The following is an 18,733-nucleotide window of genomic DNA, read 5'->3' as shown; positions in this document are numbered from 1 at the left end:
CGCAATACCTCGGAGTACGGTGTTGTTATTTATGCGTGCTCGTCAGCCCATTCCATAATGAGAGTGAGGAATCCGGGAGTTCCTTCCGGAGACTGCTGGGCAAGCTTCTCTACGTACGCCGCCGTGAGCGGAGTATCGCGTTCGAAGCGCGCCTGCGCATCCTCATCTACACTATCGGGAGCATTTGCCTGCAAGGCGTGGTGCTGAGCGGTTTGGCCGGCAACCAGAGTGACCACGAAAGAGGCAACATCCTGGTCAAAACCATCATCCATCAAATTAGCGATGGCCGGTTCAATCGCATTGCAAGACCAAACTACGAGGCGGGGATCACCCACTAGCTCGTCTGCCAAGCCTTCATATTCGTCGAAGAGCTTGGTGTATTCTTTACTCAGTTCAATCAGTGTGGTCTTGTAATCCAAACCGCTTTCTACCGGCTGTAGTTGCCGAAGTGCGTGCTGAATTGCCACTTCCACGACTTCCTGACGGCCGGAGAAAATACGGTAGACGGCAGGTGCTGCCACGCCGATCTTCCCTGCAATGTCATTCATCGTGAACTCATGTACGCCAATCTCAAGAGCAGCCTTGACGACGTCGTCCGCATTAAAACGCTGCTTGCGGCCTACCTTTTTAGGTCTTGAATCTTTCACGCGTTCCATCCTAGCTATTTTTTCGGTTTTATAAGGTCTAACCTGCGCTATTTGAGAAAAATAGACAATCTCTCTCAGCATCTTCACAGGAAAACGATCTCGCGTCTCTATTCCCTTCTTTCTGCAGATTTTAGCCGAAATCGTTTATGGAAGATAGTTTTATTCAACCAGGAAAATAGATATCTTGATAGCGTAAATACCCCCGCAACGCTCGAAAAACTCTTCGTTTTGAAGCGTTGCGGGGGTGGTTACCGTATTCGCGGTAAGTGAAGGAGCTCTAACCGGTATTGCGCATGCCAGCGGCAATACCGTTAATCGTGGTTAGGAGCGCCCGCGTATGGTACTGAACTTCTTCCGAATCCGGGTTTTCATTGGCACGTACTCGCTTGAGCATTGCCACCTGCATGAAGTGGATCGGGTTGAGGTACCGATTTCGTACATCCAGGGTGCGCCGCAGCACGGGCTGGTTGCTCAGAAGCTTATTTTCGGATACGAGCCACTCGATTTGTTCCACGGTTAGCTCGTATTCCGCCCGAATCTTATCGAAGATATGGTGCAGTTCCGGATCGACCAAGGATTCTACGTAGTAACTCGTAATATCCAAATCGGTTTTCTTCAGCGTCATTTCGATATTCGAAATGGTGGCCGCGAAGAACACCCATTCGTCCTGCATTTTTCGCAGGGCGTCTCCATATCCGGCTTCTCGTGCGGCCTTGATACCAGATCCGGCCCCGTACCACCCGGGCACAATCTGCCGGGATTGCGTCCATCCGAATACCCAGGGGATAGCCCGCAGGCCATCCAGCCCTTTCTCCGACGTCGTCCGTTTGGAAGGTCGCGAACCGATCTTCATATCCCCGAGCTGTTCCACCGGAGTGGATTGCACGAAGTATTCCGGCAGATCCGGATCTTGTGCCAGCTCCTGGTAGGCCTTGTATGCTTCATCGCTCACGTATTGCATGATTTCCGTATTGGAATCTTGCCGGGAGCGGGAGAGCCGGGCCGTCTTGTGAATGGTCGAACCTTCCATAACGGCGGCCACGGAAAGCGAAAGGTTTTCCAGTGCCAACTCGGGAAGCGTGTACTTATCCGAAATCACTTCACCTTGTTCGGTGAACTTGATCGTCCCGTCCAGTACACCCGCCGGTTCACCCAGGATGGATTCATATGTAGGCCCGCCACCGCGGCCCACGGAGCCACCGCGGCCGTGGAAGAGGCGCAACTGGATTCCGTAACGCGCGGCAACATCACGCAGTTCGCGCTGCGCCCGGTGGATCTCCCATTGGGAGGTCACCACGCCGGCGTCCTTATTAGAATCCGAGTAGCCGAGCATGATTTCCTGCACGTCTCCGCGCATCCGCACAATCTCCCGATATTGCGGATTTTCTAGCAGTTCGGTGAGGATTTCTCCCGCGGCCTGCAGTTCCGGAATTTCTTCGAGGAGCGGCACGAAACCAATATCGGCATGCTTGCGGTCACCTTCCAAGCTCACCAGCCCAGCTTCCCGGGCAAGCAGGGCGACGGCGAGGATATCGTCTGCGCCGTGCGTCATGGAAACGATGTAGCTTTCGATGCAGTCCTTACCGTAGATTTCCTGGGATTCCTTAATCACCTGGAAAACTTCGAAAGTCTTGCGTGCTTCGGCTGAAATCGGGCTGTCTTCGCGGCCGATAGTAGAAGGTACGAGCGGGCGGCAGGTTGCCAATTCATTTGCCAGGAATTCTGTACGTTCCTTGCGGGTTAGCTTCCCGTAAGGCTTGTCTTCCGGAGAAATGAACCGGTCGCATAGTTCTGCCAGCAAATCGTGATGCTTTTCAGAATGCTCCCGAATATCCAGCGTGACCAAGGAAAGGCCCATGCCTTCCGTGACTTGCTGGGCTACCAAAAGCTCCGAATCGGCGATCCGGTGGCCACCGTGGCGGCGTAAAGCATCCCGAATCAGCTGGAAATCAGCTTTAATTTCCGCGCCTTCGGCATAGTCATAGCCGGGCTCGTGCGGAGTTCCTTCGCGGATACGCTTGCCGGTGCGGCGCAGTTTTTCCCGCATAACGCCAAGCTTGATCCGGTACGGCTCTTCTTCATACATATCCCGCTGGGTGGTATCAACCAGGCCCGGATATTCGTAATCCTTTTCCAAGGAAGCCCGCAGCTCCGGATCATCACCCGTCAAGGTCGAGGAAACCGAAAGCATCAGCATGGAACGATTGATCAGCTCAATCGCAATATCGATTGCGGTGATGGACTGCAGTTGCAAAACTTCCCGCGTAACCTGCGGGGTCACATACGGGTTGCCGTCTCGATCGCCGCCGATCCACGATCCGAAACGTACCGGCTGGGCACCATCAGCTAATTGCACGCCGTATTTGGCAAGCTCATCGCGCAAGATTGTGAGCAGTTTCGGGAGCGTATCCAAGTACAGGCTCCGCAAGTACCACATCACATTGCGGGCTTCGTCCATCGGAGTGGGTTGGAAGCGGCGCAGTTCGTCCGTAAGCCAGATACTTTCAATCAGCGTGGCTAGTTCGCGGTCTTGCCGCATACGTGCTTCCGATTCCGGTTCCGTAGTCTCACCCACGATTTCGGAAATTCGCCGCAGCTTCGTAAGCAAAGCTCGGCGTTGTGCTTCAGTGGGGTGGGCGGTAAATACCAACCGCACGTCTAGTTTTTCGACGACGTCCTGCAGGGCTTCGGTTCCGCATTGCTCCACAATGCGGCGCACCGCCCGCGGAATCCAGGATTCCGGATCGTCTTGATCCGGAATGGAACGGACACGCATTACCTGTTCTGCGGCATTAGCGAACAGGAAATACTGCGAGAACGCACGGGTCAGGATAATCACTTGGTCTAGTGGCAAGGCATCGATCCCGCGCTGGAGCTCGGAGGCGGCTTCGTCCGCATCCAGATCCCGCGAAGCTGAACGTACCCGTTCCACTAGATTCAGTACGTCAACACCATGTTGCTCTTCGATTTCTTCGCCGAGAAGCGTAGTGAGCCGCCGTACCGCTGCGCGCAACGGGGCATCTACATCTTCTTCATTCTCGGAACTACCAAACGAAGTAACACTCATGAGCACCTCCTAGATATCTGACTTGTTCACCTTACCGCCCGAGCCAGAATTTTTTCTGGGCCGTCTCAGAAAAAAGTATCGTTCAGGCAAGCTTTAAGCCTCTAAATCTATTAATGGCGGCGGTGATTTCCAATACCCGCGGGCGGGCGAGGTTTCCCGGGTGGCCGCGATGGTTTGCAAGCGCGTCCAGGCCGCGTTCCGCAATGAGTTCATCTACCTTTTCCGCAGCTTCCCGAATGGTCAGCTCGCCATCGGCTTTGTCCGCAATCAGGGTGATTGCGCGAGCAATTGCCTCGGTTTGGGAAGAATCGACCAGTTGGGTGAGGGCCGAAAGGTCAATCGTGATCTTTCCCATCTGGATGGCATCGAGGCCGCGTGCCCGCGGCGGCCGGGGCTTTCCGCCCGTGGCATAGGGCAAGGAATGCCGGCCCAACTTGCGCGGGTGCGAATCTCGCATGGGAACCTCGTTTCCCGCGGATCCTGAAACGGAGAGCCCGCCGTCAGTATCCGGGCGCAGGGTGGTGGGGGAAGAGCCGCTAATTTCGTGGGCGCGGGCAGTTACATCAGTCGGCCGGTAGGCATCCATGGCAATTACCACATCGGCGACGTCGAAGAAGGCTCCAGATCCACCGGCCACCAAAACTGTGGAAACGCCGCTGCGCGCATACAATTCGCGCACGCGAGCCACGAAAGGCGTGATTGGCTCCCGATTATCGGGAATCAGTTCGCGCATTCTTTCATCCCGAATCATGAAATTAGTGGCCGAAGTATCTTCGTCAATAAGCAGGGCACTGGCCCCGGCTTCTACCGCTTCCGCCAAGTTCGCGGCCTGGGAAGTAGAACCGGAGGCGTTCGGCGTCGAAAAATGTTTCGTATCGGCCCCGCTGGGCAGATTGTTGATAAACATCGAAATATCGGTACCGGTGGTGGCACGGCCATCTTCAGCGCGGATCGCCGCCGCATCGGCGCGGGTGATGACCCATTCGCGCCCATCGCCGGCAACGTGGGCATAAACGCCGCGTTCCAGGGCACGCAAGAGGGTCGATTTGCCGTGATAACCCCCGCCTACAATCAGCGTGATTCCTTCCGGTATGCCCATGCCGGTAACGGTGCCGCCAGAAGGAAGCTCGAAACTAACGCGTAAAGATTCCGGGCTGGCAAAGGCAATCGCTCCCGCATCGGCGGGTAAAGGCAGATCGGAGGCGCCAGACCAGCGCGGTAAAATCGCCCCATCACCCACAAAGGCTACGAGTTGGCGGGAAGCGAGCTGATCGCGTACAGCTTCCTGATCGCGATACAAAGTAACAGCGTGGCGCAGGGCGGCGCCGTCGATCCGGTCGTAGCGCAGAAAATCTTCGGCCAGATCCGGAAGATCTTCAGCGAGCAGGCGCGCCGCTTCCCGCCCGCGTACGCGCCGCCCGGAGGCCGGCAAACCTACATAGAGGCGGGCTTCCACCGTGCCCGCGGGCGTGATTACCAGGCTTGCTCTTTCGAGAACTTCTTGGCCGGGCCGGTCAATTTCTACTTTTCCGGAGCTTCCGGTGCCGCTGGGCCGGTCAAAACCGGCGCGCCGAATCCCCTCCCAGAAAGAGCGCGTGAGGAAATCGGCTGTGGCTACCCGCCCGCGCCGGTCACTTATGAGTTCGGCAGGGATTTGTGCTACTTCGGGCGTCAGGCAGATCCTCACGGGGGAAGGGGGAGCGAATGGGTCCCGCTGGGCCTTGTCTAGGCAGATCGTCACCCCGCCTCCGACGTCGTACCGGCCTACCGCATCCCGGTAGGCACCGTATGGTTTGCCATCAATAAGGCGTAGGGTATCTGCAAGGTCATGAGCTCTGGGCATGAGTCTATTGTAGGGGTGCCGGCCCGCCCCAAAAACAGAAAACCCGCAGGTGTGAAAATAGGTACCGCAGGATTTTTATCGGTGCCGCAAGATGCGGGTAGCGGTGGGGCGGTCCGTAACGAGGTGCGTAGCGAGCCCCATTTTTAGTGCCGTGTATATCGCTTCCACCTTGCGCATCCCACCGGCCACCAAGAGCCGTAGCGGTCGTTTAGCAAGTTCCTCCAAGGTGATCCCCACCGTTACCTTGTCAATCGAAGGCACAGCTATTTCGCCGGTGCGAGTGTAGAAACGTGAACAGGCATCCCCGACCGCGCGGCTAAGCAGTTCTTCTTTTTGTTTCTCCGTAAAGTAGCCCAGATTTAGAAGCAAAGACGAAGGCTGCACCGATCCCACAGTGAAAACTACGAGGTCTGTGTTGCGGCCCATATCGAGGATTTCGGCAATGTGCCGGTCTGCTTCCACAACGTTTTTCGTGCGTACGTCATCGAAAACTACGGGGAGGGGGAGAGGGTGGGCGGTGCCGTTCAGGGCCTGGCAAAACAGGTACAGGGTTTCGAAATCTAGAGTGGAGTGATCGGAGTGAGACGATCCGCCTTTTAGTTGCACGACGTCGATATCACAGAGTGTGCGCGGTTTGAGATGCTCGGCAATCGAGTACATGGTTTGGCCCCAGGAAATCCCCACGGACATTCCATCGCGGACCAGGTGGGAGAGTAGCTCAGCTCCGGCCCGCCCAATCTCTTCCAACACGTCTGCGCAGGCCGTAGTGGAACGGTACGTGACCACGGCTTCTTGCAACCCGAATCTTTCCTGCAAACGATCACCGAGTTCAGAGCTGGTTTCACGCGGATCATGAATTTCAATCGAAACGAAACCTTTGGCTCTACCGTGTTGAATGAGTTTGGCAACAGTGGGCCGGGAGACCCCGAGTTCTTTCGCAACTTGAGCCTGACTCAACCCGTTCCGGTAGTAAAGCTTTACGGCCTCAAGCGCATCTTCATCACGCTTATCCACGTATCGTTCCCCTCCGACACCACCCATAACGTTCTCTGCGAAATGGCACCACCTCGTTGAGGCGCCGATGTTGTTTTAAAGACAATGTGCTTTAGGGATAATCTTACCGGTTTCCCTAGGGAAACCGGGGATCTGCTCTGTATTTGATCCACCACTAATTCCGGTGCTTGGTCGGGCTAGCGGGATTTGAACCCACGACCCCTTGACCCCCAGTCAAGTGCGCTACCAAACTGCGCCATAGCCCGTCTTCTTTTGACCACCTGAGATTACACCACCGGCCCGAGCTTTTTCAAACTTCTGAGGCTTCAGAGAGCCGGCTCACACGGCATGCCGAGTTCGTTGCTAGAGTTCGGCGCCGTTTCGTTATAAGATCGTTATCGAAAAATTAGCGATAGCTCGCGGGCTCACCGCCCGCAATCTACAGGCATACACGCAGGGAGAGCGAGGAGGCATCATGGTGGAACAGTTCGATCCCCGTTCAACCGGGGGAGATCCTAAGGAAACAACTCAGTTCTCAGCCATTGGAGCGCAACTCGAACAGCCTCTCGCTGATCGCACCTTGCGCACCGAAGAACTAGCGGCCATTCAAGCCCTCCCGGCAGGGTCGGCACTTTTGATTTCGCAGTCTGGCCCAAATTCGGGGGCCCGCTTCCTGCTGGACGCGGAGGTTACAAATGCGGGGCGTCACCAGCGTTCCGATATTTTCTTGGACGATGTAACCGTATCGCGGCGGCACGCCCAGTTCTTGCGCATTCCTGGCGGATACAAGGTCCGTGATTCGGGATCTTTGAACGGCACTTATGTAAATCGTGAACGCGTGGATGAGGCCGTGCTGCAGGTAGGGGATGAAATCCAGATCGGAAAATTCCGGCTTACCTATTACGCCTCGCCCGCCACTGCCTAGCGTTACCGGTACATTGGCGAACGTAACGCCCGCGGGGCGACGACGCGAGATTGGCGCCGCCCCAATAGGTCAATAGGGATGCAGTCCAATAGGGACGCAGCCCAATAGGGATGCAGCCCAATAGGGATGCAGTCCAATAGGGGTGCCAGTCGGGCAATCCGGGGACCGGTAGGGCGACAATCACGACGCGGTACGCCGCCATCGCCATTGTGGAACTTTAAACTATTTGGTGTTTAAAACTAGGACGTACGTACTCACATTTACCCCAGACGCTGTGTATATAATTTCTTGAGTCCGCGAATTTGCGCTTTGACGTGGGGTTTTACCTCCGAAATAACGCCGCGCAAAAAAGCCGCACAAATGCCAGGCGTAATGCCAAAGGCTGGGTGGAATGCCCGGAACGAGGCAGGCACCAAGCCACAAGAGGTGTAGCGGGAGTGGTAACTGAGAAGTGATCTGCGTAGCAGGGGGCAATATGGCAATCCAGAGTAGCGCCGCACATGCGGCGCGGCGAAGCGACCATCGCCTTGCACCCGCGCCAGCCACGCCCGCATCGGGTGCACCCGTTTCGGGCGCGGCCCCACGCGCAGAGACCGGTACGCAATGGCCGCACGATCTTTCGCAAAAGCCACAGTTCCGGATAGGGGAGGTGCGGCGCTTGCTCGCTGCAGAATTCCCTATGCTCTCGGTTTCGAAGATCCGTCACTACGAATCTATTGATCTCTTGCATCCGCATCGCACGGCCACGAACCAGCGGCTCTTTTCCCAATCGGATGTGGAGCGCTTGCGTTTTATTTTGCGTGAACAGCGCGACCGCTACTTACCGCTGGACCAAATCCGGGAAGAACTGCGCCAGCTGGACGCGGGTTTGATCGAACACCATCCGCAAAAAATGCACGCGGTGGCCGATAATGAAACGCGCCGCCCGCAGCCGGGAGAGCGGCTTACGGTTTCTCAAGTAATAAATATTACGGGCACTGATGTTGCCACGGTGGATGCTTTGGTAGATGCCGGGATTTTGCAAACCGATGCGCGCGGCCGGCTCTCGGCCCAAGCACCGGAGATTGTGCGCTACTCGGTACTGCTTTTGGAGGCCGGGTTTGACCTGCATTCCATTAAAACCATACGCACTTCGGCGCGCTCACACGCACATACCGTGCTGGCCCAACTCGGCCCGCAGCTGGCAAAGAAAACGCCGGCAGCCCGCGAACGCGCGATTGCCCGAACCGATGATGCCACCCAGAAAATCTGCCATCTTTACCGTGCTTTGCTAACCGAAAATATCGAGGTCGAGCTGCGCTAATATCGCTCCGCCGCCAAAATACGCGTAGCTGGAGTATCTCGTTGCTAAAACCTAAAAGCTGCGGTTCCAAAAAGGCTACGGTTTCCAAAAAAAGGCTACGGTTTCCGAAAGGCCGTGGTTCCAAAAAAGGCTGTGGTTCCAAAAAGGTTACGGTTTCCAGGTGCTGATTCGCTAAGCTAAACACATAACGGATAACGGCTGGATCTACACTCCGTTTAGTAGAGGAGATACACACATGGAGATTTCACCCTTCGTACGTGACCTACCGAAGGTGGAACTGCACCTACATATTGAAGGAACTTTGGAACCCGATTTGAAGTTCAAGCTGGCAGAGCGCAACGGGGTCGAGATTCCTTACAAAACCGAACAAGAAGTCAAAGATTCCTATCAGTTTACCGACCTAGCGAGTTTCTTGGATGCCTACTACGAAGGCATGCGGGTGCTTCTCACGCCCCAAGATTTTTATGACCTCGCCATGGCATATTTCGAACGCGTAGCCGCCCAAAACGTGCGTTACGTGGAAATGTTCTTTGATCCGCAAGCCCACACGGCCCGCGGGGTACCTTTCCACACCGTAATTTCCGGCCTGCACCGGGCGCAATTGGAAGCTGACCGCCGGTTCGGAATTAAATCCGGGCTCATCATGTGCTTCCTGCGTGATTTCCAAGCAGAATTTGCTATGGCCACCCTCCTGGAAGCCCTGCCGTACCGGGACTGGATTATCGGCGTCGGCCTAGATTCTGACGAAACCGGAAACCCACCGGAAAAGTTTGCGGAAGTTTTCGCGCGGGCCCGCGCAGAAGGTTTCCTCCTCACTATGCACTGCGACGTCGATATCAAAAACTCGGTGAACCACATCCGGCAAGTTATAGAAACGATCGGGGTGGACCGAATTGACCACGGCACGAACATCGTCGAGGCGCCCGAACTGGTAGCCGAGGTGAAGAAACGGGGAATTGGCCTTACTTCCTGCCCGATTTCTAATACGTGGGTTTCAGATTCTTCGAAGGTCGAGCTAATCAAGCAGCTCGTGACCGATGGTGTAGAAATTTCTGTGCACTCGGACGATCCGGCATACTTTGGCGGCTATATAGCCGAAAACTACCAGCGTGTGGCCGATGAGGGAGAACTGGATAACGCCTTCCTTGCCAATTTGGCGCGTAACGCGGTGCGCAGTTCGTGGGCCACGCCGATGCTGAAGCAGGAAATCCTGGCAGAGATTGATGCCACAGAAAAACGGTATCAACAGGAAGCTTAAGCACTAAACGCCGCGAGCTCGCGCGGCGGAGCAAGAAGCGCTACACGGCGGACCAAAAACGGAACCACGTTTGAGCGGAGGGTTATACCCAGGTCCAGGTATAAAAGTAGGTAGACTGGCGGAGGTTTTAGGAAACTTGCCAGAACACCTAGAGAAACCTTCAAGTCGAACTTGAGGTTTCGACACGCCGCACGATGGTCCGCCGTGTTCTTTCTGCCTGTTGTACGGTTGAGGCAGTCTTACGGTAAGCCCGGTGGGAACCGCCGATGATGGCCGTAAGTTTCCACGCGATGAAACGGAGTAGATGATGAGTGACGCCAGAGCACACCAGGAGCCGAATATGCGCACCCAACCTATGCTCTTTGGCGATCCACTTCCGCATCTCGATAGTGAAACCGGCTATCGGGGGCCGGTAGCGGGGAAGGCCGCGGGCATTACCTACAGGCAACTAGATTATTGGGATCGAACCGGGCTGGTTTCGCCCTCGATTCAAAACGCTTCCGGTTCCGGCAGCCAACGTTTGTATTCCTTCCGTGACATCCTCGTTCTAAAGGTAGTTAAGCGGCTTTTGGATACCGGGGTCTCCTTGCAGCAAATCCGTAAGGCTATCAGCCAGCTCAAAGAACGCGGTGTGGAAGAGCTTTCGAACATTACCCTGATGTCTGACGGTGCTTCCGTGTATGAATGCACCTCCGATGAGGAAGTAATTGACCTGGTAAAAGGCGGGCAAGGCGTTTTCGGAATCGCCGTGGGCAAGGTCTGGAATGAAGTGGAAGGCACCCTCGCGGAACTTCCTACCGAACGGGCCGAACATGAATCTGCCACCCTCGTAGAAGACGAACTCGCAAAGAAACGCGCTGAAAAAGCTCGCCGCAAGGCATAGAAGCTTCACGGAAAGCATAGAAGCTTCACTGAAACACCAAGATCAAAAACCCCGCGGGGGCACCGGAGGCCTGCGGAGATACTGAGGCTTGCGGAGATACCAAGAACCCGGAAGAACTATTTTGTTCTCCCGGGTTCTTTTCGTATCTACCAGCTTTAGCGGCGGTTTACCGCTGGGGTAGCGGTCCCATCTCCGTTCCAATCACCAACGTAGAAGGAATCGGTGGGGTTGCCATAACTGTAGGTAGCGTCCGCGCGGCCACTTCCCAGCTCGTTCTTGAGGAAGAAAGTATTGCCGCGGCGTACCGCAATCGAATCCTTGCTGGTTCCGTTCCAATGACCCAGATAGAAGGAATCGGTGGGATTGCCGTAGTAGAAGTCTGTGCGGGCGCGGCTATCGGCCAGATCGCCTTGCACGAACACACGGTTTCCGCGTACAGCTACGAGTTCGCTGGTTGGATCGTCGTTCAGGTTGCCGGCGAGCAAGGTATCTCCCGGGTTACCGTAAGCGTAAACCGCGTCGGCGACCCCGCTCGTCAGCGTATTGCGGGTGTACACCTTATTGCCGCGCACTACCGCGATCGAGTCCCGGCCATCGCCGTCCCAATCGCCCACGAGTACTTGGTCGTCCGCATCTCCGTAGAAGAAGGAGAATTCGGCTACGCCGGTACGGCTATTCGTACCCAAGAACTGGTTCCCGCGGCGCACCAATGGGGTATCGGTACCATCTCCGTCCCAATCGCCGAAGAACATTTCGTCGCCAGGAATCCCGTAGGGCGCTATTTCATCCGCAGCGGGCTGGCCCCACGCATTGGCGTAGAAGACGCCGTGCGCTGGTTGCGGCTTCGGTGCGGTCAGAGTGGCGCTTGGTTCAGCACTCGGCTCGGTGCTCGGCGCAGCACTCGGTTCCGCGGTGGGCGAGGGGTCGGCACCCGGCGTCGTACCCGTGGTGGGTTCCGCACTCGGTGCTGCCGACGCATCCGCGGAAGGCTCCGCGGTAGGCTCCGCACTCGCATTCGGTGCCGGCACATCGCACTGCTTCAAGCAGAAGGCGTGCGAAACGTAGGTTTCCGTATTCGCATCCCGCGTGAAACCGGGCAGGGTCTTACCACTTGGCGCAGTGGAAGCTTCACCCAGCCCCTTGGTTACCACCAGCTCGATAACGTAACGGCCCGGCGCTGCATGTTGCACGGTAACGTCGTCCTTCGCCTGCACGTAAGTGCCGTCCCAGAACAGCTCGGTAGCCTTCGGCGTCCGCCCGTTACCATCGTGACGGAGAATCACATTGTAAGGAGAAATCGGTTCGCCCTTCGTGCCATCCTCGTTAGCATGGTAAACCCGTGCTTCCACCGTCTTTGCCGGAGAATCGAGATGGTATTCAAGGGTCGGATAGTTCCCGGTGGCCTTATCGAGCGTGTACACGTAATCGCCATTATCGGGCGAATAGTCGTATTCGGCCTTTTCGTCGTAGCAGAAACCATCGCGCATCAGTTCAGCTTGCGGGCACTTGGAAAGCACCTTCAAAGCCGGCGTGAAGTAGAGGGTATCGGCATATTGCGGATTGGCTTTAGCCAAGGCCGGATTCACATCTGCCACCGTCCACGTGGTGTGCAAGAACTGCAAATCGTTTTCGTAGTCCCCAAACAGCCCGGCAAAAGGCACGCGGCTCACCGAACCGTCGTTACCCGCAACCACTACGTAGCCGCCATAAATACTACCCTTCGGCACATTCGTCGGTTCCGTAATCGAAACTGTTACCGTGCCCGTTTGGCCCGGCTGCACTACTACTTCGTGCGGGAAGGCAGAAACCTTCGCGTCCGTTCCCTGCACGGTAGCGGGAGTATCCGGATAACCATAAGTGGCGACGGCGTCGCTCACCCCACCAATCGCGTAGGTAACAGCCTTATCGCTGGCATTGTGCAAGCTGAGAGTAGTGGGCGGATTCTTATCGGAATCGCCAAGAGAAATCTTTGATGGGGTGACGTAGGACGCCTGCGCTTGCGTGCCGGAAGCACCGTTTGCTTGGGCGGCCTTGATTGCGGCCGGAAGATCCAGCAAACCGGCACCCTGGCGGTGCACTGCGGATTTCACGCTCGCCGGCTGCCCATCCACCGTCTGCACTTGTGCCGTGTTTTGCATAACCGCTCGGACTTGTTCCGGATCGAGGTTCGGATTAGCTTGCAAGAGGACAGCTGCGGCACCGGCCACATGCGGGGCCGCCATAGACGTTCCCGAAATCGACGCCCACGTGGGGCTTTCTGCAGAATCAAGCGGATAGGAGGAATAAATATTGCCGCCCGGTGCCAGCACATCTGGTTTCAAACTCAGATCTGCCGCCAAACCCCAGGAGGAGAAATCGGAAATCTGCCCACCCGTGGGGCTCTTGGTTTTCACCTGCTGATTATCCTGCCAAGTGAGAGTTGCCTTGCCGGCCGCCACCGCAGCTTCAAAAGCTTTACCTTGTTCTGCAGTTACGGCTACCACGGGAATCGTGACTTCCGGTTCACCAGCCGGGGGAGCAGCGGTAGCGCCCAGGAATCCAGCCGTATTGTTGTAGAGAATCACGGCTGCCGCGCCATCTTTTTGGGCGGCGATTGCCTTCTGATAGAAAGTGGACTGGCCGCGTTCGATCAGCACGGCTTTGCCTTCAAAAGGTGTGCCGTCCAGATCTACCGCGCCCGTCTTTTTGCCTTCCGGATAAGCCACAACTTCTAAGGAACCTGAAGTGGGCGCGGCCGGCACACCTTCTACCGGCAAGAAGCCTTCCGCTTTCTCATTGAAAAGCAAAGACTTTTGCATTACGTAGGTGTTATCTACCGAGCCGACCGAAATTACGTTCTGGGCCACGGCCGGAGCACCTCCGGAAAAGATCCCGTTAGCCCCCGAATTTCCTTGCGAAACCGTTACCGTAACGCCACTGTTCGCCAAGTTTTGGGCGGCGACGGCGGTGGGGTAGTTAGGCCAGGTGGCAAAAGAGGCACCAATGGACATATTCACCACGTCCATTTTGTCTTTCGCGGCCTGTTCCATGGCGTCGAGCATAATGTCAGAATCCGTGGAACCCTCGCAGCCAAACACACGATAAGCGCCGATTACTGCATCCGGAGCAACCCCGGAAAAGCCGCTGGCCGGATCGTTCCCGGCGGCAATACCGGCAACGTGCGTGCCGTGCCCGTTCAGACCGCAATCATTGGGGATCGCATCCGGAGTTTTCACCGGATTATATTTCACGCTCCCTGGATCACCGTTATAGGCATCGCCCACAAAGTCATAACCGGCTACCACTTTGGCATTCGGGAACTGCGCGGTTCCGGCCACGCCCGTACCTCCAAAAGCCGGATGGTCCAGAGTAATACCCGAATCGATAATGCCGATGCGCACGCCCTTGCCCGTATAACCAGTTTCGTGGGCGAGGCGCGCTCCGGTAGCATCCAGTGCCGAGAACATATCCGGAGTTTCACCCGGCCGGTTCATTTCAGCTTTCGATTCCACCGGGGCTGGGCGGTCTACGGTGACCACGGGGTAGATGGCGCGTACGCCCGCATCTTCCGCAATAGCCGCGATCTGCGTCGAATCAGCCTGTACCGTAACCCCGTTCCAAATCTGCTGGAAAGTATTTTCGACTTCCGCTCCATCAGATTCAGCCTTTTGACTCAAGGAGCTTTGCTCATTGCGGATCACGCCCGGGTTACCACCGCGCACCACCGGCTGCGAGCCGAGTTCTACAAACCATTTTCCGGTGAACCGCGGATTACCATCCGCTTCTTGAATTAGCGTTTTAACGTCAATTCGCTTTTGCGTTTCCGTGGCATCAGAGGGTTCTGCAGCGGATGCAGAAGGGATAAACCCACTCCAGCCACTCAGCACCACCGCCACGGTAGCGCTCGCAGCAAGCCAATGCCGCGAAATATTTTTGGCCATACTTTCACTTCCTTAACATCGAAGAAGGTAGTGAAAGATTAGTAGAAAGCTGGATCACATCCGGGTGGCGTCTCAGCATGTTTTGCACAGCGGGAACTTTCGTCGTTTTCCGCCGGCGGGCAGTTTTTGTTGCCTTCGGCTTTGCAGGCTTTGCGGGCAAGTCCAGACCGCAACAGGTAAAGTCCAGACCGCAACAGGTAGAATGCAGCAGGAAAGATTTTCTTGTTTGTAGCCGATTTCCGGCAGATTTTGGCCGAGAGTGGTTTTTGCGGAAACGAAATACTTCAGGGAAGTGGTTAGGACGATATCTGAGAAGTTGTTACAGCCGTTTTTCGGACAGATCTAGCGGCTGCCTTCCACCTCGAGCGAATTTGACATAATATACATTATCGGCGGTTAGGGTGTGGTGGTGGCAATTCCGTCAAGCCCGTTTTATTGGCTTATGACAGCCGTTTTGCGGGTGCGGGAACAAAAATACTGCCCCTTACCGTTTAACCTTGTGGGTAGGTAAACCATGACCCGGCGAAATCAGCCAGAAAGTGAGGATGGATGGCGGAGAGATCTTTGCGCGGGATGCGCATCGGCACAAGTTCGCTGGAAACCGACAAGAATGTTGCCTTCGCAGAGCGCAAGACGGTGAAATACCGGTGCTCGGAAGGTCACCTTTTCCAGGTGGCGCTTGCGGCCGAAGCTGAAGTGCCGGTGGCCTGGACGTGCCGGTGCGGTGAAGAAGGCGAACTCGTGGAAGGCGAAGGCGTAGACGATCGCAAGCCGGCAAAGCCCCCGCGGACGCACTGGGACATGTTGCTCGAGCGCCGCAAGATCGAAGATCTACAAGTTCTACTCGATGAGCGTTTGGAGCTTTTGCGGACCGGCCAATTGCATATTGGCGTGGGCCGGCATCGCTAAACCGCTACTAAATAGGCTAGCCACTACCAAATAGGTACTACCAAATAGGTACTAGCAAGCGATTTTCCGCTGGGCGGCTTTCGCCAGGCGGCTTACGCCAAGCGGCTTTCGCAAAAATTCTAGGCTCCCGGAGTGAATCTGGTTTCCAGAACTACCACTCCGGGAGCCTTCTTACTCCGGAAACTATCCCTAACCGCCACCTCGGAAGTTAAACCATTTCGGAAGTTATTAACTGCTGCTAACTACTGCTCTGGGAGCTAAAAAGCATCTCAGAAGTTTTCTGTTGGGTAGAGCTCGGAAGCCCTGGAGCCCTATTTGCGGAAGCCTATTTACGGAAGTCTATTTGCGGAAGCGCTCCCCTAGCTTTTCGCGTGCATTGTTAAGTGCATTTGTTAGTTGCTTTCCGCGCCGTTTCACGCCCATCGCCGTCGTACGCTTAAAAGACTCGGTAAATACCGCACCGGAAAGCTTTGATTCGCCAGCTTCCCGCTCCGAAAACGTGATGGGCATTTCTACGATATGCCCACCTGCGCGATGCACATGATCCGTCATATCGGTTTGGAAGAAGTATCCGCGTGCTTCTACGCGGTCCAGGTCAAGCTTGCGCAAAGCATCCAGGCGATACACCCGGAAACCTGCCGTCGCATCAGAAGCCGGTAGGCCGAGCATGAGGCGAATATAAGCATTTCCGGCGCGGGAAAGTGCGAGCCGCGGCGCGGACCAACCATCAATTTTGCCGCCTCGCACATACCGCGAACCGATCACCAGATCCGGGGCATCGCTCATCGCTGCCCGTTCCAAAAGCAGCGGTAACTGTTCGGGATGATGGGAACCGTCCGCATCCATTTCCACTACGTGCGTATAGTCGCGCGCCTGCGCCCAACGAAAGCCAGCAATATAGGCCCGGCCCAGGCCATCTTTTTCCGTTCGGTGCATTACCTGCACGGTTTCGTGTTGGGCGGCAAGTTCGTCCGCGATCTGGCCGGTGCCGTCCGGAGAGTTATCGTCCACAATCAAAATGTCTGCTTCGGGCACGGAGGCCAGCGTGCGCGCCACGATTTTTTCTAGGTTCTCAGCCTCGTTATAGGTGGGGATAATGACCAGGGTTTTCATAATATTGGCGAGTTTTCGTGACCGAGAAGTGTTATTCGTATCCATACGTTTCTCCTGCGCTACTGTTGCGAGCTGGGGCGGGCGCGCCCGTGGCGGTATCTCCCCCATGCTACAACGAATATCACGCCCCCTAGCAGGTATACTCCGGCGCGAATCCACACGCTAAAACGCGCCGCGAACGTTACGTGGGTGCGCAGGCCTACCGTGGCCTGCTGGGCTTCTTCGGTCCACGTATCGGTGGTGTGGTGTACTACCCCATCGGGTTCGACGACGCCGGAGACCCCGACGGTAGAAACCTGGATAGCGGTGCGGCCCAGCTCCACCGCGCGGAAAGCCGTCATTTCAAATTGTTGCCGCGATTCGGCAGAATTCCCAAATGACGCATTATTGGTAGGCACCACCAGTAGTTGTGCACCGTCCCGCACTGCGGCCGCAGAAATTTCTCCGTACGCTACCTCGAAACAAATCGGGGTGGCGATCCGTACCGTGCGGCCAGCTACCGGCACGTCTACATAGGCTGGGGTTTGCCCGGGAACCATATCGGTACCCACCAGGTCTACCGCAGCGGAAAACTTGCGGAAAAAATCTCGGTAAGGGATATATTCGCCAAAAGGTACCGGGTGTTGTTTGCTGTAACTGGTGCTCACGCCTGCCTCCGGCGTCCATACCACATAGTCATTCGTGCGCCGGCGCACGGAAAAACCGTCCGTGGCAGCCGGATCGTCCCAATACTCTTGGGTGCCGAAAAGTAGTGGTACGCCGAGCCGGGTGCCGGCCGCAGTAACAATGGCCCGGGCTTCTGCGTCTTGCCGGGCGTCGAGATCGGAGGCAGATTCGGGCCATAGCATCAGGTCTATACTGCCCGGATCTATGCTGTTTGCGGTGGCGCGGGCCAGGTTTTGGGTTACTCGCAGAGCCCGTTCGCGCCCGTCTAGCGGCTGCGAAGCTGGTGCCACTTCCCCTTGGGCGAAGCCAATCCGCAAGTTTTCTGATGCGGCGCTACTAACCGGCACCGCGATTGGGGCCACGAAAATCGCGAGGCTGGAAAGAATAGCCAGTACTCCCCCAAGCCCGCGCCCGCGGCGCAGGCAGCGCGCCGCCCAGTACAGGAAAAGCCCGCTACAAACCACCGCGAAACTAACGAGCGGGGTGGAACCAATATGAGCGAGCCGCAACAGCGGGGTTTGGGTTTGTGAAAAAGCGAGCGTGCCCCACGGGAGGCCACCAAAAGGCCACTGCCCGCGCAATTGTTCCCAGGCCACCCAGAGGATCGCCCCACCAGCCGCGAAAACTACCGCGGGTTTTATTTCCGCGAGAATTCCCTCTTGCTGGGGCGCGGGATTGTTGCCGGCAACATTGTGCTTCGATGCTTGGCGGTTGGAATCTTGGCGGTTAGAAGCTTTGCGGTTAGCTGGCCGGCGATTGAATACCTTGCGGTTGGTGTTGTGATTGGGGTTGCGGTTGGTAGCGCGCGATGCGCGTAGGGCGCCTTCCAGCATTCGCCAGCCCAGGGCTGCTGGGGCAATGAATAAGGCTTCGGCAGCGGCTAAGGCAATATGCGGTAGGCGTTCCCCGGTAGAGATAGCCGTCCAGGAAAGCAGCGGTAAAAAGAAGGCCAGGCCGGCCACATAACCCCAGCCCCAGGCAGCGGGCAGACTCCGGCCCGCCACTACCCCGGCAAGCAGCGCAATACCGAAGATGACGGCCGGCCCCCAAGCAAGCGGCGCGAAACTTGCATATAGCAACAAGCCAGCCCCGATCGCACCGGCCAAGCGTGCCAAGAAACGTGCCAAACCAGAAAAACCTCCCCGGCCCGCGCGGTGGGCACTATGCGTGCTATTTGCGGCAGGCTTCGGGGGCGCCGGTTTTTGG

Annotated in this window: 12 protein-coding genes and 1 tRNA gene; 5 read left to right on the top strand and 8 right to left on the bottom strand. The window is 56.5% G+C overall.

Going from position 1 to position 18,733, the window contains the following annotated elements; translation table 11 throughout:
• Positions 1 to 29 precede the first annotated feature (29 nt).
• From H8274_RS05350 to H8274_RS05330, 5 genes are all read right to left on the bottom strand, one after another.
• Complete coding sequence (locus tag H8274_RS05350) at positions 30 to 647, bottom strand: TetR/AcrR family transcriptional regulator (RefSeq protein ID WP_185934034.1); 618 nt, start codon at positions 645 to 647, stop codon at positions 30 to 32.
• Positions 648 to 924: 277 nt separating this feature from the next.
• Positions 925 to 3,714: a phosphoenolpyruvate carboxylase gene (ppc, locus tag H8274_RS05345; protein ID WP_185934033.1), complete on the bottom strand. Its 2,790-nt coding sequence runs from the start codon at positions 3,712 to 3,714 to the stop codon at positions 925 to 927.
• A gap of 82 nt (positions 3,715 to 3,796) precedes the next feature.
• Entirely contained in the window at positions 3,797 to 5,557 is a 1,761-nt protein-coding gene (locus H8274_RS05340) for an ABC-ATPase domain-containing protein (protein WP_185934032.1), read from the bottom strand.
• Between the two features lie 75 nt (positions 5,558 to 5,632).
• Complete coding sequence (locus H8274_RS05335; protein ID WP_074662242.1) at positions 5,633 to 6,571, bottom strand: sugar-binding transcriptional regulator; 939 nt, start codon at positions 6,569 to 6,571, stop codon at positions 5,633 to 5,635.
• A gap of 168 nt (positions 6,572 to 6,739) precedes the next feature.
• Positions 6,740 to 6,816 (bottom strand) — tRNA-Pro (locus tag H8274_RS05330).
• Positions 6,817 to 7,025: 209 nt separating this feature from the next.
• Between H8274_RS05330 and H8274_RS05325 the strand changes: the two genes are divergently transcribed.
• The 4 genes from H8274_RS05325 to H8274_RS05310 all read left to right on the top strand — a co-directional run bounded on the left by H8274_RS05325 (position 7,026) and on the right by H8274_RS05310 (position 10,919).
• Complete coding sequence (locus H8274_RS05325) at positions 7,026 to 7,475, top strand: FHA domain-containing protein (protein WP_185934031.1); 450 nt, start codon at positions 7,026 to 7,028, stop codon at positions 7,473 to 7,475.
• A 475-nt stretch (positions 7,476 to 7,950) separates the two neighbouring features.
• Positions 7,951 to 8,778, top strand: coding sequence for a transcriptional regulator FtsR (gene ftsR / locus H8274_RS05320; RefSeq protein WP_185934030.1), 828 nt, complete (start codon positions 7,951 to 7,953; stop codon positions 8,776 to 8,778).
• A gap of 235 nt (positions 8,779 to 9,013) precedes the next feature.
• Positions 9,014 to 10,036 carry an adenosine deaminase gene (gene add, locus H8274_RS05315; protein ID WP_185934029.1) on the top strand — a complete coding sequence of 341 codons (1,023 nt, stop codon included), beginning with the start codon at positions 9,014 to 9,016 and terminating at the stop codon, positions 10,034 to 10,036.
• A gap of 307 nt (positions 10,037 to 10,343) precedes the next feature.
• Positions 10,344 to 10,919, top strand: a complete 576-nt coding sequence (locus H8274_RS05310) for a MerR family transcriptional regulator (RefSeq protein WP_269429217.1) — start codon at positions 10,344 to 10,346, stop codon at positions 10,917 to 10,919.
• Positions 10,920 to 11,074: 155 nt separating this feature from the next.
• Here H8274_RS05310 and H8274_RS05305 read toward each other — a convergent pair whose 3' ends face one another.
• Complete coding sequence (locus H8274_RS05305) at positions 11,075 to 14,839, bottom strand: S8 family serine peptidase (RefSeq protein WP_185934028.1); 3,765 nt, start codon at positions 14,837 to 14,839, stop codon at positions 11,075 to 11,077.
• Between the two features lie 549 nt (positions 14,840 to 15,388).
• Between H8274_RS05305 and H8274_RS05300 the strand changes: the two genes are divergently transcribed.
• Positions 15,389 to 15,748, top strand: coding sequence for an RNA polymerase-binding protein RbpA (locus tag H8274_RS05300; RefSeq protein ID WP_074662135.1), 360 nt, complete (start codon positions 15,389 to 15,391; stop codon positions 15,746 to 15,748).
• 339 nt (positions 15,749 to 16,087) lie between these two features.
• Here H8274_RS05300 and H8274_RS05295 read toward each other — a convergent pair whose 3' ends face one another.
• On the bottom strand, positions 16,088 to 16,906 hold the full coding sequence (locus H8274_RS05295) for a polyprenol monophosphomannose synthase (RefSeq protein ID WP_407706101.1): 819 nt from the start codon (positions 16,904 to 16,906) through the stop codon (positions 16,088 to 16,090).
• 14 nt (positions 16,907 to 16,920) lie between these two features.
• Positions 16,921 to 18,654, bottom strand: coding sequence for an apolipoprotein N-acyltransferase (lnt, locus tag H8274_RS05290; protein WP_185934027.1), 1,734 nt, complete (start codon positions 18,652 to 18,654; stop codon positions 16,921 to 16,923).
• Between the last annotated feature and the right edge of the window lie 79 nt (positions 18,655 to 18,733).

This window comes from Actinobaculum suis, from assembly GCF_900618115.1.
Lineage (GTDB): Bacteria > Actinomycetota > Actinomycetes > Actinomycetales > Actinomycetaceae > Actinobaculum > Actinobaculum suis.
This window is presented reverse-complemented; position numbering and strand designations above follow the sequence as displayed.